This window comes from Novosphingobium chloroacetimidivorans (genome assembly GCF_014204535.1).
In the GTDB taxonomy this organism is placed as follows: domain Bacteria; phylum Pseudomonadota; class Alphaproteobacteria; order Sphingomonadales; family Sphingomonadaceae; genus Novosphingobium; species Novosphingobium chloroacetimidivorans.
On record NZ_JACHLR010000015.1, the window covers coordinates 71,233 to 86,368 of the forward strand.

The window sequence follows — 15,136 nt, forward strand, 5'->3', positions numbered from 1 at the left end:
CATCAAGAGAGACAAAGGAGGCCCCATGCTCTTGCCCCACGGAACGTCGATCGCCGTCGCCGACGGAACCAAGTTCGAACTCTTCCGCAACACCGGCACCGAAGCGGAGCCCAAGCTCACCGCGCAGGACACGCCTCAGCTGGAGCTGACGAACTTCAGCGCCGGCGCGCACCGTTCCGACACCAGCGAGGGCTTTTCCGCCCGCACCGGAAACGGCGCCAACGATCAGCTGGACGAGAGCGCGCATGCGATCGCCGTGGCCGACTGGCTCAACCATCAGGTGCTGACCCATAAGATCGACAAGCTCGTGGTGATCGCCGACCCCAAGTCGCTGGGCGAGATGCGCAAGCGCTATCACAAGCAGCTTGAAGGCGTGCTCATCAAGGAACTGTCCAAGACGATGACCGGCCGTCCGGTGGCCGAGATCGTCACGGCCTTGAAGGGCTGAGGAGGAAGCTTTACGCCTCGCCGCCCTGACCTCGTCATCCCCGCGAAGGCGGGGATCCATCTCCTGACCTCGCGTCACTGGAAAGACCTGGAGATGGATTCCCGCCTTCGCGGGAATGACGAAGATGAGGAGCGGCGGGACGAACGGGATAATGATCCCGGTGGCCTACTGACAGCACCGCTTGCCCACCCCCTAAAGACGCCCTACTTCGCGGCCATGTCTTCACCCAATCCCGGCCCGGAACTCACTCCCCGCCTCGCCCGCATGCGCTTTCGCGCCTGGCACCGCGGCACGCGCGAGGCCGACTACATGATCGGCTGCTACTTCGATCGCTTCCACACCGAGTGGAGCGACGAGGACGTGCAGTGGTTCGAGGACCTGATCGAGGAAGACGACGTCGAGATCATGGCCTGGGCGCTGAAAACCGAAGCGGTGCCCGAACGCTTCGCCGGCGCGCAGATGACTCGGATGCAGGTCCTGGATTACGTCGACATCCCGCGGTGATGCAGACGTAGCGCCATTGCCCCTCCACCACCGCCTACGGCGGCGGTCCCCCTCCCCGAGACAAGCTCGGGGAGGATCTGGAACGGACTGAAGTCCTCCCCGAGCTTGTCTCGGGGAGGGGGACCGCTCGCGCAGCGAGTGGTGGAGGGGGAATTCGCACAATCCCCGCACCAACCGGAACACTTGCCGAACGCAGCCCACCACCCTATCGGGCACCGGAACCTCTAGCGCCGAAGCCCAGTTCCCCACCCACATGCCCGATCTCAACCGGATCCTGTCCGCCAAGTCCCCGCTGACCCTGTCCTCCGTCGTGCGCGGGGCGCAGCCCCTGGTCATGGCGGACCTGGCGCGAGCGGTCGGCACCAAGGCCCGCGCGGTGTTCGTCGCCACGGCCGAGGCGGAGATGCGCGCGGTCGCCGACGCGGCGGTGTACTTCGCGCCCGAGCTGGAGGTGATCGAGTTCCCGGCCTGGGATTGCCTGCCCTACGACCGCGCCAGCCCGGCCCTGTCGGTCAGCGCGCGGCGGTTGTCCGCGCTGCACCGTCTTCAGGCCAAGCGAGAGGGCCCGCAGCTCCTCGTCACGACCGTCAACGCCCTGCTCCAGCGCGTGCTGACGCCGTTCCGCATCCGCGAGTCCGTCAAGCTGCTGATGCCGGGGCTGGAGATCGGCCACGAGAGCCTGATCGCGCTGCTGCGCCGCCAGGGCTACCAGCGCAGCGACACCGCGATCGACGCGGGCGAGTTCGCCGTGCGCGGCTCGATCTTCGACATCGTGCCCTCCGGCCTCGAACAGGGTCTCCGGCTCGACTTCTTCGGCGACGAGCTGGAAACGCTGCGCCTGTTCGACACCTCGACCCAGCGCTCCACCGGGCCGGTCGACGGCCACCTGCTGCTCCCCGCCAGCGAAGCGCTGATGGACGAGGACACGGTGAAGCGCTTCCGGGCGCGGTATCGTGAGATGTTCGGGGCCAACGCGACGGCCGACCCGCTCTACCAGGCAATTACCGACGGCCGCCGCCTCGCCGGCATGGAGCACTGGCTGCCCTTGTTCGAGGAGCGGCTGACGACGCTGTTCGACCACCTGGGCAAGGGCGACCTCATCGTCTTCGACAATGCCGCGCAGGCGGCCGGCGAAGAGCGGCTGAAGGATATCGAGGACTACCATAAGTCACGCCTCGAAACCTCCGGGCAGAAGGCCGGCAGCTACCGCCCGCTCGCGCCCGAAGCGCTCTACCTGACGCAGGCCGAGCTCGACACTTGCGCCGCCAACTGGCCGGTGCACCGCGCCGATCCCTTCGCCCAGCCCGAGAGCGCCAAGGTGCTCGACTTCGGCTTCGGCAACGCGCGCGACTTCGCACCCGAACGCGCGCGTGGCGACAACGTCTACGAAGCGGCCGCCCAGCACCTCCACAAGGTCGCCAAGTCGGGCAAGAAGGCGCTGTTCGCCGCCTACTCGAAAGGCAGCCGCGCACGCATCGTCTCGATCCTGGGCGAAGCGGTGGCGCCCGAGCCGGGCCTCGCCGAAAGCTGGCAGGACGCGCTCGGCAAGGCGAGCAAGAGCCGACCAGCGGCGCTGGTGCTGCCGCTGGAGACCGGGTTCGTCAACGACGAGCTGGAGATCGTCACCGAGCAGGACATCCTGGGTGACCGCCTCGTCCGCCGCAAGAAGAAGCGCAAGGACGCCGACGCCTTCCTGGCCGAACTGGCGGCGCTGACACCGGGCGACCTCGTGGTCCACATGGATCACGGCATCGGCCGCTACGAAGGCCTGCAGTCGATCCCCGTCGGCAAGAGCCCGCACGACTGCGTGATGCTGACCTACGGCGGCGGCGACAAGCTCTACATCCCGGTCGAGAACCTCGACGTGCTCTCGCGCTATGGCTCCGAGAGCGAGGGCGTCGTGCTCGACAAGCTGGGCGGCGAAGGCTGGCAGCGGCGCAAGGCGCGCCTCAAGGAGCGCATCCGCGAGATCGCCGGCGCGCTGATGAAGACCGCCGCCGAGCGCGCCCTGCGCCAGTCGCCGGTGATGGAGCCGGACAGCTCCTCGTACAACCAGTTCGCCGACGGCTTCCCCTGGCAGGAAACCGACGACCAGGAGCGCGCGATCGACGATGTGCTGGGCGATCTCTCCGCCGGCAAGCCGATGGACCGCCTGGTCTGCGGCGACGTCGGCTTCGGCAAGACCGAAGTCGCGCTGCGCGCCGCGTTCGTCGCCGCCATGTCCGGTTACCAGGTGGCCGTGGTCGCGCCGACGACGCTGCTGGCGCGCCAGCATTTCTCCGGCTTTTCCGAGCGGTTCTCCGGCTTCCCGCTGCAGGTCGGCCGCCTCTCGCGCCTGGTGGGCGACAAGGAGATGAAGGCGACGCGCGAAGGCCTGGCGAACGGCACCGTCGACATCGTCGTCGGCACCCATGCGCTGCTGTCCAAGTCGGTCACGTTCAAGCGCCTCGGCCTCGTCATCGTCGACGAGGAGCAGCGCTTCGGCGTCACCCACAAGGAGAAGCTGAAGCAGCTGCGCACGGACGTGCACATGCTGACGCTGACCGCCACGCCGATCCCGCGCACGCTGCAGATGGCGATGAGCGGACTGCGCGAACTCTCGACCATCCAGACCCCGCCGGTCGATCGCCTGGCCGTCCGCACTTACGTCATGGAGTGGGACGAGATGGTGATGCGCGAGGCCCTGCTGCGCGAGCATCACCGCGGCGGCCAGAGCTTCATCGTCGTGCCCCGCATCTCCGACATGGCCGAGATCGAGGAATGGCTCGCCAAGGCCGTCCCCGAGATCAAGGCGATCTCCGCCCACGGCCAGATGAGCGCGGGCGAAGTGGAAGAGCGGATGAGCGCCTTCTACGAGGGCAAGTACGAGGTGCTGCTTTCCACCACCATCGTCGAAAGCGGCATCGACATCCCGCGCGCCAACACCATCATCATCCACCGCGCCGACCGCTTCGGCCTCGCTCAGCTCTACCAGCTGCGCGGGCGGGTCGGCCGATCGAAGCTGCGCGCCTATGCCTACCTGACGACGCCCGCCAACATGGCGCTGAACGAGGTCGCCGAGAAGCGCCTCAAAGTGCTGGGCGATCTCGACAGCCTGGGCGCGGGCTTCCAGCTCGCCAGCCACGACCTCGACATTCGCGGCGCCGGCAACCTTCTGGGCGACGAGCAGTCCGGCCACATCCGCGAAGTCGGTTTCGAACTCTACCAGTCGATGCTGGAGGACGCGATCCTGATGGCGCGCGCGGGCGGCAATGCGCTGGAAAAGAGCAACGCCGGCCTCAGCCCGCAAATCACCGTCGAGGCGCCGATCCTCATCCCCGAGGACTACGTGCCCGATCTGGCCGTTCGCATGGCGCTCTATCGCCGCCTCAACGACGCCGAGAGCACTGCCGAGATCGAGGCGATGTCCGCCGAGATGATCGACCGCTTCGGCCCGCTGCCGCAGCCGACCGCCAACCTCGTGCGCCTGATCGAGATCAAGCGCCAGGCGATCGACGCGCATATCGCCAAGATCGACGTCGGCGCGCGCGGCTCGCTGGTCAGCTTCCACAACGATGCGTTCCCCAACCCCGCCGGCCTGATCGCCTACGCCGAGCGGCTGGAAGGCACGATCAAGCTGCGGCCCGACAACAAGCTGGTGATCACGCGCGTCTGGGGCGATCCCAAGGCGCGTCTGAACGGATTGTACCAGCTGACCAAGGGGCTGAGCCAGGTTGCGAAGAAGGCGGCGTAGGGCTCGCCGTCGTCCCTCACCCCTCTTCCTTCGTCATTCCCGCGAACGCGGGAATCCATCTCCGGCCCCATCCGCAAGCGCGACGGTGCCGACAAGACGAGCCGGGACGCGGAACTCACAAGTTTACTTCCACCGCCGAGGCCGCTTGAACTGCAAGCTCGGAAGATGGATTCCCGCGTTCGCGGGAATGACGAAGTTGTGGGATCGTTCCTTTAGACAGCTGCGCCGGGCTTACCCAATCGCAAGCATTCTCGCGTAACTCAGCGCCATGGGCACGCTCGCTTCCTCCACCCAGCCGACCTCCGCAGCGGACGGAGCGCGAAACATCACCCTGCCCACCCCCGCAGCGTTGGCCATCATCGCCGCAACCACGCTGCTGTTCCGCCTCGGCAGCCTGTTCCCCGAGCAGATCGACTGGGACGAGTGGAGCTTCATCCTGATGGGCGCGGACGTCGCCAGCGGCCACCTGCCCTTCGTCCACCAGTTCGATCTCAAGCCGCCGCTGATCTTCTTCCTGTTCGGCGCGACGATTGCGCTGTTCGGCAAGAGCCTGCTCGCCATCCGCCTGCTCGGAAGCCTGTGCGTCGTGGCGGCGGCAAGCCTGGTGTTCCTGACCGGCAAGCGGCTCGCCGGACCGTGGCCCGCGCTGGCCGGGGCGCTGGTCTGCGCCGTGCTCGCCTCGGCCCCGTTCGGCCTCGCTACCAGCTCCGAGCTGCCCGCGATCGCCTTCCTCGGCGGCGCCGTGTGGCGCCTCGGCCGCGCGCCGCTGAGCAACCGCGATGCCGCGCTGGGCGGGCTGTTCGTCGCTCTGGCCGTGCTCACCCGCACAAATCTCGCGCTCGTCGCGCTGGTGGTGGGAGCGGTGCTGATGGCTGCCGCAGTGCTGAAGCGCGCGCAAGTATCCCGTACGGCATGGCTCGCCTACGCCGTCGCCGGCCTGCTGCCGCCGACGCTGCTGGTGCTCGCCTACGCCATCGCCGGAGAGCTGGCGACGCTCAAGCTGGCGATGATCGACGTGCCGCTCGCCTACTCGGGCCAGCTCACGGCCATGCAGGTGGCGCGCGACCATGCCATGCAGCTTTACTACACCGCTCAAGCCGCACCGCTGCTTTACGGCCCGCCGGTGCTGCTGACCCTCGCCGGAGCGGTGTTCGCAGGACTGCGGATCGTCAGGCGCGAGGGCGAGACCTGGCCGCTCGTCCTGCTCTGCGCCACGAGCGCGGCGGTCATGGGCTCGCTGCTGATCGGCGGCGCCGCCTATCCTCACTACTGGCTGCAGCTGATGCCCTTCGCGGGTCTGTTCGCGGCCCTGGGTGCCGAAGGGCTGACCCGGACCGCGGCGCCCTTGCGGTTCGTCGCCGCGGCGCTGGTCGCACTACCGGCCGCTGTCGCACTCGTCACTGCCCTGCCCGCCGCGCGCGAGGCATATGGTGCGCCTCGCCCGATTGCGCAGGCGGCCGCATACATCCGCGAGAGCGGCGGGCCGGCACCGCAAGTCTGGGCTTTGCACAAGCACCTGGTGCACTGGTACCTCGACGCACCCCAGCTCTCGCGTGCCGGCGTCCACCCGGACAACCTGGCCCGCCGGGCGATCATCGATACCCTGGCGGCGCATGGCTATGTCGGCCCCGACGAGGTCGGCCGCCTCATGACATTGCGACCCGAGTTCGTCGTCACCGATGCCGGGGGCAAGGGCCTCGCCTGGGTGCGCGCGGACGGCAAGCCGGTGGATGCCTGGCTCGCCGCATCCTACCGCGAGGACGCGCAGTTCGGCGATGTCCTGATCTACCGGCGGCGCTAGTCTGACCGGCACACTCTACGCGGAAATGGCGACCAGCTTGGCGAACATCTCGGCGCTCATCGGCTGCGCCCGCACGAAGCCTTGGTAATACGCACAGCCTTCGGCCGCGACGCGCGTGCGCTGGGCCTCGCTTTCGATCCCCTCGGCGATGACCTCCAGGTCAAGCGCCTTGGCCATCGCCACGATCGCGCGCAGCACCGCCCGGTCGCGCCGGTCGCGGTTGATCCCGTCTACCATCGAGCGGTCTAGCTTGATGTAGTGGAGTGGCAGCAGCTTGAGGTAGCGGAAGTTGCAGAATCCCGCGCCGAAGTCGTCCAGTGCCAGGCGGATGCCGTTGGCGGCGAACTCGGCCATGATCTGCGCCGCCAGCCCGACATCGACGATCAGCGACTGCTCGGTGATCTCCAGCGTCAGCCGATTGGGGGGGAAGCCGGTTTCCCGCAGCTTGTCGAGCAACTGGCGCGCATAGCTGCCGAATGCCAGATCAGCGGCCGTCACGTTGAGCGACAGGCGCAGCTGCGCCGGCCAGGACTGCGCCAGGTCGAGCGACTTGCGGGCGATGTGGCGCGAGAGCGGCACGATATGATCGGTTCGTTCGGCGATGGCGAAAAGCGCGCTGGCGCCGATGCGACCGAGCTCCGGATGATTCCACCGCGCGAGCGCTTCTGCCCCAACCAGCCGATCGTCGGGCAGGCTGAACTGCGGCTGGAACAGCACCTCGATCTCGTCGCGCTCGATCGCCGCGAGCAGATCAGCTTCCAGCTGCGCCGAGGAACGGCCATGCGGCGTCGCCTCGCCATTGGCCCAGACGATGCGCGCGCCTTGCTTGAGGGTCGCCTGGCTCAGCGCCTGGCCCAGCCGATCGAGCATGAGGTCGACCGCTTCGCCCTCCAGCATGCGCACCAGCGCCAGACGCGGCGACAGACGCAATGCGCCCGATGGCATCGCAATCGGCCGCGCCACCACTTCGGCCAGCTCGTCGGCGACCAGCTGCCAGCGCTCGCGGCTGCAGGGCTCGGCCGCCAGCAGCAGGAACGAGCCGCCCCCGGCGCGCGAAACCAGCCAGCGCCCTTCGAGCTCGCCCGCGGCGAAGTTGCTCATCCGCGCGGCGACTTCCTCCAGCGCCTCGTCGCCGGCAGCCTCGCCGTAGGCGAGGTTCACCGCGTCGAACCGGCGCAGGCCGACGAGCATGGCGTGCAGGTGGGCGCTGCCCTCGTCCAGCCCTTCGCTGGCCAGCCATTCGCCGATGCGGTCGCGCGCGCTTTCCAGCCCGGAACTGCCGAAGAAGCGCTCGCGCGGCGCGGGCGCGTCGAACACGCCCTCGCCCACGTGCTCACCTGTCGGCAGCCCATCGCTTGTCTGTTGTGCCTGCCGGTCCGCGCGCATGGGCTCTCATAACGCGAAAGCCCTTGCCAAACACGTCTAAATTGGACAGCCCTTGCGCCCCTAAGCGGGACACGACGGGTCCGCGATGAGGATCGTCGATGAGCGTGGAACCCCGGCTGGCCCTGATCGTGTCCGACAGCCCGCGCGCGCAGGCGGGCGCCGAGGCGCTGCGCCGCTCGCACGACTGGGTCCCGCCCACCGAGGCGGACGTGCTGGTCGTGGTCGGCGGCGACGGGTTCCTGCTTCATGTGCTGCACGAGATGCTCGACTGGGACCACGTGCTGCCGTGCTATGGGGTGAACCTGGGCACGGTCGGCTTCCTCATGAATGGGCCGCACGATGCCCTGCATCCGATCGGCCAGCGCGTGGCGCAGGCGCATGCCGTGTCGGTCCGCCCGCTGGAGATGCATGTCGTCGACCAGCACGGCAAGGCGTTCTGCTATTACGCCATCAACGAGGTGTCGCTGCTGCGCGAGACGCGGCAGACCGCCAAGCTGGAAGTGCGCATCAACGGCAAGGTGCGGATGGAGGAACTGGCGGGCGACGGCATCCTCGTCTCCACCCCGGCCGGCTCCACCGCCTACAACCTCTCGGCCGGCGGGCCGATCCTGCCGCTTGGCTCGCGCATGCTGGCACTCACCCCGCTCAGTCCGTTCCGCCCGCGGCGCTGGAAAGGCGCGATCCTGCCCGAAAGCGCGGAAGTGGAGTTCCGCATCCTAGAACCCAAAAAGCGCCCGGTCGCGGCCGTGGCGGACCAGAAGGAAGTGCGCCAGGTGCGCGACGTGAAGATCGTCGCCTGTCAGCGCAAGGAGTTGACGCTGCTGTTCGATCCGGGCGAGAGCCTCGAGGAGCGGATTTTCGCCGAGCAGTTCCAGGTCTGACCTTCACCGCGCAAACACGCTTGCCAAACGAATCCACCCTGTTATACGCGCACCCCTGCCCGACGGTGGAGACACCCGGGCTGCTCCCCGATAGCTCAGCGGTAGAGCATTCGACTGTTAATCGAATGGCCGTAGGTTCGAATCCTACTCGGGGAGCCAAGTTCTCACCATCGTGACAAGCGAGAACCCAGCGTCATCGGGGCGCTCGGGATAGCGTGCCGGTGCGTTCAGCCGGCTCTCGGCTCGAAAACATTGAAGATCGCGTCTGCCGATCCGACCGTCTCCTCACCCACGCGGAACAGACCGCGCGTGAAGACCATGCGGCGAGTTCTGCGCACCACCTCGGGTGCGCAAACCAGCAGGCTGCCGACCTTCACACCGGCTGCGAAATTGTAATGCAATTGCGCGGTCGAGCAGTTCGGCGCTCCGATCGCGTCGACCACGGCGAGCCCGAGCGCGATGTCGGCAAACGTCATCAGCGCGCCGCCGTGCACCATTCCCATGTGGTCGTTCGCCACGGCATCGCTGCATGCCAGGCAGACCTCGCGGGCTCCCGGCTCGCCCCGCGCCCAGATCGGGCCGATCGCGGCCGAGAAGGCGCGCGTCGGCAGCGCCGACCAGCCTTGCGCCGCAAAGTCCGCCTGGCCCATGGCGACCGTCGCGCTGCCTCAGACCTGGTTGCCCAGCCCCGCTGCGTGCTTGGCGGCGATCCAGCCGAAGGTCATCGACGGGCCGACGCTGGCACCGGCGCCGGGATAGACCTTGCCCATCGGCGAGGCGGTCGCGACGCCACAGGCATAGAGCCCCTCGATCGGATTGCCCTCGGCGGTGAGCACCCGTGAGTCGCTGTCGCACACGACGCCGCCGTACGTGCCGACGTCACCCGGCACCACCGGGATCGCATAGAACGGGCCCTTCTCGATCGTGCCCATGCATTGGTTGGGACCGTCCTTGAAGAACGGATCGCCCAGCCAGTTGTCGTAGGCGCGCTCGCCGCGGTGGAAGTCTTCGTCCTTGCCGCTGCGCACGAAGCCGTTCCAGCGATCGACCGTCCCTTTCAGCGCCGCCGGGGGAACCTTGATCGCCTCGGCCAGGCCTTCGATGCTGTCGGCGCGGCGCATCCAGCCGGACTGCAGCCACTTGGCCATGTTCTTCTTGGCCGTGCCAATACCGGCAACGCCGTATTCATCCATGAACTGCTGGTCCATGATCGCCCAGCTCGGGATCGCCGGCACCGTCCGATTACGGATCAGCATGTTCTCGCAGAACTCTTCGTACGAGCCACCTTCGTTCATGTAGCGCACGCCCGACTGATCGACCTGGATCGCGTGCGGCTTGCCGGTGGTGCCCTGCGTGCCCGGCTTGACGTAGGCGGTGTCCCAGCCGGGCGCCTCGCTCATCTGGAAGCCGACCATCTGGTCCATCTGGCCCAGCGCGGCGCCCTTGCGCTCCAGTTCGATGTGCATGTCGCCGTGGTCGGTCTCGATCCCGTTCGACCACTCCTTGCGGGTGCCGGGCATGTACTTGTCGCGCATGGCCTGATTCTGCGAGAAGCCTCCGGCGTTGATCAGCACCCCCAGGTTCGCGCCGATGCGCCAGGGCTTGCCGTCCTTCACCGTCACGACGCCGAGCGCCTTGCCGTTCTCGATGATCACTTCGTTGACCGGCGAGTTCACGCGGATGTCGGCGGCGTTCTTGTCCAGCACCGCCTTCAGCATCCGGCCCTGCAGCGCGGCGCCGGCGGTGACCCAGTGCTTGCCGGTCAGCTTGCCGAGCACCAGCTTGAATGCGATCTTGAAGAAGATCTTCTTGATCTCCCACGAGTGTTTCATAAACGGCAGCCTCATGCCGTCGTCCAGCCGAGCGGGCACTTCGAGGAAGCCCTTGCGCAATTTGGACTCCCAGGCCCCCAGTTCCTTCTTGTCGAAGGGCAGCGCGGTGACCGTGCGGCTGGTCTTCACGCCGCCGGGCACCTCGTCGTAATAATCAGGCCAATAAGTCGATCCACGCTCCAGCTGCACGCCCTGGCCGACGATGAAGTCTACCATGCGCCGCGCCTGATTGACGTAGGCGCGGCGGCGCTGCGGGCTGGTGCCGGGCGTGTCGGGCGCATCGCCGACCAGGTTGTCGAGGTACTCGACGCCCTTCTCCACGCTGTCCTCGCCCGGGTCCATGAAGCGGTTGGCCGGGATCCACATGACTCCGCCCGACTTGCAGGTGGTGCCGCCGACCCATTCCGCCTTTTCCAGGATCACGACCGACTTGCCCGCCTGCTTCATCAGCAAGGCAGAGCTCATCGACCCTGCGCCGCTGCCGACCACCACCCAGTCGAACGTCTCGTCGAATTGCGCCATGAACATCTCTCCGCGTGGCCTGTCCGGCCCTGTGCTGCGCGACTGTTCAGCACGATCGCCTCCGCTGCGCAATGGCACGCATAGCGCCACGGCGATGCGCGCGCACAGATTGCAGTGGCCCTGTGCGCGAGCGTGGCTATGACAGCCCCCATCGAGAGGGAGAGACGCCGATGACCGACACCGCCCCGGAGCTGCCGAAGCTCGAGACGATCGTCCTGGCGCGCGAGGGGCGCCTGCTGCGGATCACGCTCAATCGTCCCGAGGCGATGAACGCGGTCAACCTGAAGCTCCATGACGAATTGGCCGAAGCGCTGTGGTTCGCGCAGGGCGATACCGGTTCCGACGTGATCGTGCTGACCGGCGCCGGCCGCGCCTTCTCGGCCGGAGGCGACCTCGACCACATCGAGCACAATGCAAGGCACCCGCACCTGTTCGACCACGAGGCGCGGATCGCCAAGCGGATCGTTTCCACGCTGCTCGACATCGACAAGGTGGTGGTCTGCCGCCTGAATGGCCATGCCGTCGGCCTGGGCGCCACGCTTGCGCTATTATGCGACGTGATCTTCGCGGCCGAGAACGCCAAGATCGGCGATCCGCACGTCGGTCTGGGCCTTGTTGCCGGCGATGGTGGCGCGGTGATCTGGGCGCAGCGCATCGGCCTCACCCGCGCCAAGGAGTACCTGCTGACAGGCGACCTGCTCCCCGCCAGCAAGGCGGCAGAGATCGGCCTGATCAACCACGCGGTCCCGCTGGACGAGCTGGATTCGCGGGTCGATGCCTTCTGCGACAAGCTGCTCAAGGGCGCGATGGTCGCGATCCGGGCGACGAAGGTCCTGACCAACCTGGAGCTCAAGCGGCTGGCTACCGCCTTGATGGACGCCGGCATCGCCTACGAATCGGTCAGCGTCCGCAGCGCCGATCACCTGGAGGGCATCCAGGCGCTCAAGGAAAAGCGCGCGCCCAACTTCATCGGTCGCTGAGGTCTTGACCCGTCCAGGCGACTGAGGCGATAGCGTCGACCCATCGGGCTTGAAGCGGACGCCCGTTCAGACGGTCATCGTCCAAGTCCGCTCCAGACGCTGCGTTTGCGGCGAAGGAGCGCGTGTGTGACGAACCAAGATGCCGGTCTGCGTGGCGAGTCTCTGCCGGATGGCGGAGCCGTCCCTCCCATCGCCCTGCCCGCCTTGTTCCTGAAGTTCCTGCGCTTCGGCGCGCTCGCCTTTGGCGGGCCGGTCGCCCAGATCGCGATGCTGCGCCAGGCCCTGGTCGAGGAGGAACGCTGGATCGACAAGCCGCGCTTCAACCGGCTGCTGGCGGTGCTGCAAGTTCTGCCCGGCCCCGAGGCCCACGAGTTGTGCGTTCACCTGGGCATGATCGCCCGAGGACGCGCCGGGGGCTTGCTGGCGGGGCTCGGCTTCATGCTGCCGGGCTTCGTGCTCATGCTCCTCGCCGGGTGGGCCTACGTGACCTGGGTAGCGGGGCGCGCGGGTTGGTCCGGCATCCTCCTGGGCGTGCAGATCGTCGTGCTGGCGGTGATCCTGCGCTCGGTGGTGCGGATCGGTCAGCACATCATCGAGAACCGACTGCTTGGACTGATCGCGTTTGCCAGTCTGGCCGCCACGCTCCTGGGCGCGCCGTTCTGGATACCGCTGCTCGCCGGTGGGCTCGCCTATGCGCTGGCGAAGCGGCCTGCCCTGGTGATGCTGGTGGTTGCGGTCGCGGTCGGCCTTGCGGTCGCAGCCAGCCTTCTAGGCGTCCCGGTGGTGCAGCCCATCCCCCTGGCACACACGTCGGCGGGTGCCGGCGCCCTGTTCCTTGCAGGGCTCAAGGGCGGCTTGCTGACGTTCGGCGGCGCCTACACGGCGATCCCCTATGTGCGCGCCGACACCGTGGGGCGTGGCTGGATCGGCGACGCGGCCTTTCTGGACGGGATCGCTCTGGCCGGCGTGCTGCCCGCGCCTCTGGTGATCTTCGCGACTTTCGTGGGCTACGTGGCCGGCGGCCTGGAAGGCGCGCTGATGATCACCGCAGGCATGTTCCTTCCCGCGTTCGCCTTCTCGCTCATCTTCTTCGAGCGGCTCGAGGCGGTGATCGAGCACCCGGCGCTGCACCGCGTGCTGGAGGGCGTGGCGGCGGCGGTCGTCGGCGTGATCGCCGCGACTTTCGTGCACCTGGCCCAGGCGACCGCAGGCCGAGTGATGGTGCCGGTCCTGGCGCTCGTCCTGTTCGCAGCCGCCCTTGCCGCGGCCTGGCGTCTCAAGGGAGCCTGGGTCACGCCCGCCATCATGCTGGCAGGCGCCCTCGTGGGCTGGTGGCTGTTGACGACTTAGCTTTCGATCGACGCAGGTGGATGCGGCACCCGATCCAGCTTTGCTGGATCAGCGACGAACGTCAGTCCTTCGGCTTGAGCGTCACCCAGATGTCCACCGGCGCCACGAACTTGCCCGGCGCGGGCTTGCCCACGTCGATCCTCTCGGCCGTGACCAGTTCGCCGGTCTCGAGATTGAAGCTGACCCAGGGCTTGGGCATGCGCCCGAACGTCATCTTCTGGATGGGGCGGCCGGTTACGGTGTTCATGATGGTGGCTACGATGCTCATCGCGGCCCGATAGCCATGTGCGCGGGCCGCCGTCCACCGCGCGCACGTCGCTATCGACAGACTTGCATCCGGAGGCATGCTCCTCGCGCAAAACGCATCCGTCGCCCCATTGACGGTGTGCACTGCAGCATCCCATGTCCCGCGCTCACCCGAGCCGGAGATGCCGACGCCGATGACCCAGGCCCGATCCGCCGCGCACCCCGCGCTCGTCACCCTCGCGCTCGCCGTCGGCGCCTTCGCGATCGGCACCGCCGAGTTTGCGGCCATGAGCCTGGTGCCGTTCTTCGCCGCCGACCTCAAGATCGACGAACCCGCCGCTGGCCATGCGATCAGCGCCTATGCCCTTGGCGTGGTGGTCGGCGCACCGGTGATCGCGGTCCTGGCCGCGCGGATCGCCAGGCGAACCCTGCTGATCGGACTGATGGCTGTGTTCGCGCTCGGCAATGCCTTGAGCGCGGTCGCGCCCAGCTACCATGCGCTGCTGCTGTTCCGCTTCCTGGCCGGCTTGCCGCACGGCGCCTACTTCGGCGTGGCCGCGCTTGTCGCCGCCGCGCTGGTCCCCGCCGACAAGCGCGCGCTCTCGGTCGCCCGCGTGATGACCGGGCTGACCGTCGCCACGATCATCGGCGTGCCGATGGCGAACTGGCTCGGGCAGGCGTTCGGCTGGAGGACCGGCTTCATCCTGGTGGCAGTGCTCGCCATAGTGACGATGGCCTTGGTCGCACTCTACGCGCCGGTCGGCGAACCCAGCCGCGAGGCGAGCCCCTTGCGCGAACTGGGAGCCCTGCGCCGCCCGCAGGTGCTGTTGACGCTGCTGACCGGCGCGGTCGGCTTCGGCGGGTTCTTTGCCGTCTATACCTACATCGCCTCGACCCTGATCTCGGTCACGCGCGTGTCGGAGATCTGGGTCCCGGTGGTGCTCGCGGTGTTCGGCGTCGGCATGACCATCGGCAATCTCGGCGCTGGCTGGGCGGCCGGCTTCGGCCTCAACCGCACCGCCATCGCCATCATGGTATGGACCGCCGCGGCGCTGGCGTTCTTCACCACGTCCACCGGCAATCTGTGGACGATGACGCTCGCGGTGTTCCTGATCGGCCTTGGCGGCGGGCTCGGTTCCGTGCTGCAAACGCGGCTGATGGACGTCGCGGGCGATGCCCAGGCGCTGGCGGCGGCAGCGCATCACAGCGCCTTCAACATCGCCAATGCGCTGGGCCCGTGGCTTGGGGGGCTGGCGATCTCGGCAGGCTATGGCTTTCCATCGACAGGCTGGATCGGCGTGGCGCTGTCGCTTGGCGGCCTGGCGATCTTTCTCTTCGCCCTTGCGCTCGAACGGCGCTCGTCAACACCGGAAGTCCGATCGGCGTAGAGGCGAAGTCGCCCCTTACAGCGACCTAAGAAGCAAAGTTCGGACCGTCGACGCCACTGGCGTCG

12 protein-coding genes and 1 tRNA gene are annotated in these 15,136 nt (G+C 67.8%); 9 read left to right on the top strand and 4 right to left on the bottom strand.

Annotated features, from left to right (window positions below; genetic code table 11):
- Positions 1–25 precede the first annotated feature (25 nt).
- The 4 genes from HNO88_RS16020 to HNO88_RS16035 all read left to right on the top strand — a co-directional run bounded on the left by HNO88_RS16020 (position 26) and on the right by HNO88_RS16035 (position 6,486).
- A complete protein-coding gene (locus tag HNO88_RS16020; protein WP_184247750.1) occupies positions 26–448 on the top strand; it encodes a host attachment family protein in 423 nt (140 codons plus the stop codon).
- Between the two features lie 216 nt (positions 449–664).
- Positions 665–952: a succinate dehydrogenase assembly factor 2 gene (locus tag HNO88_RS16025; protein WP_184247892.1), complete on the top strand. Its 288-nt coding sequence runs from the start codon at positions 665–667 to the stop codon at positions 950–952.
- 253 nt (positions 953–1,205) lie between these two features.
- Complete coding sequence (gene mfd, locus HNO88_RS16030) at positions 1,206–4,685, top strand: transcription-repair coupling factor (protein WP_184247754.1); 3,480 nt, start codon at positions 1,206–1,208, stop codon at positions 4,683–4,685.
- Between the two features lie 268 nt (positions 4,686–4,953).
- Positions 4,954–6,486 carry an ArnT family glycosyltransferase gene (locus HNO88_RS16035; protein WP_184247756.1) on the top strand — a complete coding sequence of 511 codons (1,533 nt, stop codon included), beginning with the start codon at positions 4,954–4,956 and terminating at the stop codon, positions 6,484–6,486.
- A 15-nt stretch (positions 6,487–6,501) separates the two neighbouring features.
- On the opposite strand, the gene HNO88_RS16040 is transcribed toward HNO88_RS16035, so the two are convergent.
- Complete coding sequence (locus HNO88_RS16040; RefSeq protein WP_184247759.1) at positions 6,502–7,872, bottom strand: bifunctional diguanylate cyclase/phosphodiesterase; 1,371 nt, start codon at positions 7,870–7,872, stop codon at positions 6,502–6,504.
- A 98-nt stretch (positions 7,873–7,970) separates the two neighbouring features.
- Between HNO88_RS16040 and HNO88_RS16045 the strand changes: the two genes are divergently transcribed.
- Positions 7,971–8,753 carry an NAD kinase gene (locus HNO88_RS16045; protein ID WP_184247762.1) on the top strand — a complete coding sequence of 261 codons (783 nt, stop codon included), beginning with the start codon at positions 7,971–7,973 and terminating at the stop codon, positions 8,751–8,753.
- An 84-nt stretch (positions 8,754–8,837) separates the two neighbouring features.
- Positions 8,838–8,912, top strand: a tRNA-Asn gene (locus tag HNO88_RS16050).
- 68 nt (positions 8,913–8,980) lie between these two features.
- On the opposite strand, the gene HNO88_RS16055 is transcribed toward HNO88_RS16050, so the two are convergent.
- A complete protein-coding gene (locus tag HNO88_RS16055; RefSeq protein ID WP_184247765.1) occupies positions 8,981–9,403 on the bottom strand; it encodes a PaaI family thioesterase in 423 nt (140 codons plus the stop codon).
- Positions 9,404–9,421: 18 nt separating this feature from the next.
- A complete protein-coding gene (locus HNO88_RS16060) occupies positions 9,422–11,107 on the bottom strand; it encodes an FAD-binding protein (protein ID WP_184247768.1) in 1,686 nt (561 codons plus the stop codon).
- 170 nt (positions 11,108–11,277) lie between these two features.
- Here HNO88_RS16060 and HNO88_RS16065 point away from each other — a divergent pair, with 170 nt between their 5' ends.
- Together HNO88_RS16065 and chrA are read left to right on the top strand one after the other, a co-directional pair.
- Complete coding sequence (locus tag HNO88_RS16065) at positions 11,278–12,087, top strand: enoyl-CoA hydratase/isomerase family protein (protein ID WP_184247771.1); 810 nt, start codon at positions 11,278–11,280, stop codon at positions 12,085–12,087.
- A gap of 126 nt (positions 12,088–12,213) precedes the next feature.
- Positions 12,214–13,437, top strand: coding sequence for a chromate efflux transporter (gene chrA, locus HNO88_RS16070; protein ID WP_312857096.1), 1,224 nt, complete (start codon positions 12,214–12,216; stop codon positions 13,435–13,437).
- Positions 13,438–13,498: 61 nt separating this feature from the next.
- Here the strand turns inward: chrA and HNO88_RS16075 are convergent, their stop codons facing one another.
- A complete protein-coding gene (locus tag HNO88_RS16075) occupies positions 13,499–13,705 on the bottom strand; it encodes a hypothetical protein (protein ID WP_184247773.1) in 207 nt (68 codons plus the stop codon).
- Between the two features lie 172 nt (positions 13,706–13,877).
- Here HNO88_RS16075 and HNO88_RS16080 point away from each other — a divergent pair, with 172 nt between their 5' ends.
- Entirely contained in the window at positions 13,878–15,071 is a 1,194-nt protein-coding gene (locus tag HNO88_RS16080) for an MFS transporter (protein WP_221420058.1), read from the top strand.
- The last annotated feature ends 65 nt before the right edge of the window (positions 15,072–15,136 follow it).

Coding starts and splice junctions, on each gene's coding strand:
- HNO88_RS16045 (WP_184247762.1), top strand. CDS start 7,971: ATGAGCGTGGAACCCCGGCTGGCCCTGATCGTGTCCGACAGCCCGCGC.
- HNO88_RS16055 (WP_184247765.1), bottom strand. CDS start 9,403: ATGGGCCAGGCGGACTTTGCGGCGCAAGGCTGGTCGGCGCTGCCGACG.
- HNO88_RS16040 (WP_184247759.1), bottom strand. CDS start 7,872: ATGCGCGCGGACCGGCAGGCACAACAGACAAGCGATGGGCTGCCGACA.
- HNO88_RS16080 (WP_221420058.1), top strand. CDS start 13,878: ATGACCCAGGCCCGATCCGCCGCGCACCCCGCGCTCGTCACCCTCGCG.
- HNO88_RS16020 (WP_184247750.1), top strand. CDS start 26: ATGCTCTTGCCCCACGGAACGTCGATCGCCGTCGCCGACGGAACCAAG.
- HNO88_RS16025 (WP_184247892.1), top strand. CDS start 665: ATGTCTTCACCCAATCCCGGCCCGGAACTCACTCCCCGCCTCGCCCGC.
- HNO88_RS16060 (WP_184247768.1), bottom strand. CDS start 11,107: ATGGCGCAATTCGACGAGACGTTCGACTGGGTGGTGGTCGGCAGCGGC.
- HNO88_RS16075 (WP_184247773.1), bottom strand. CDS start 13,705: ATGAGCATCGTAGCCACCATCATGAACACCGTAACCGGCCGCCCCATC.
- HNO88_RS16065 (WP_184247771.1), top strand. CDS start 11,278: ATGACCGACACCGCCCCGGAGCTGCCGAAGCTCGAGACGATCGTCCTG.
- mfd (WP_184247754.1), top strand. CDS start 1,206: ATGCCCGATCTCAACCGGATCCTGTCCGCCAAGTCCCCGCTGACCCTG.
- HNO88_RS16035 (WP_184247756.1), top strand. CDS start 4,954: ATGGGCACGCTCGCTTCCTCCACCCAGCCGACCTCCGCAGCGGACGGA.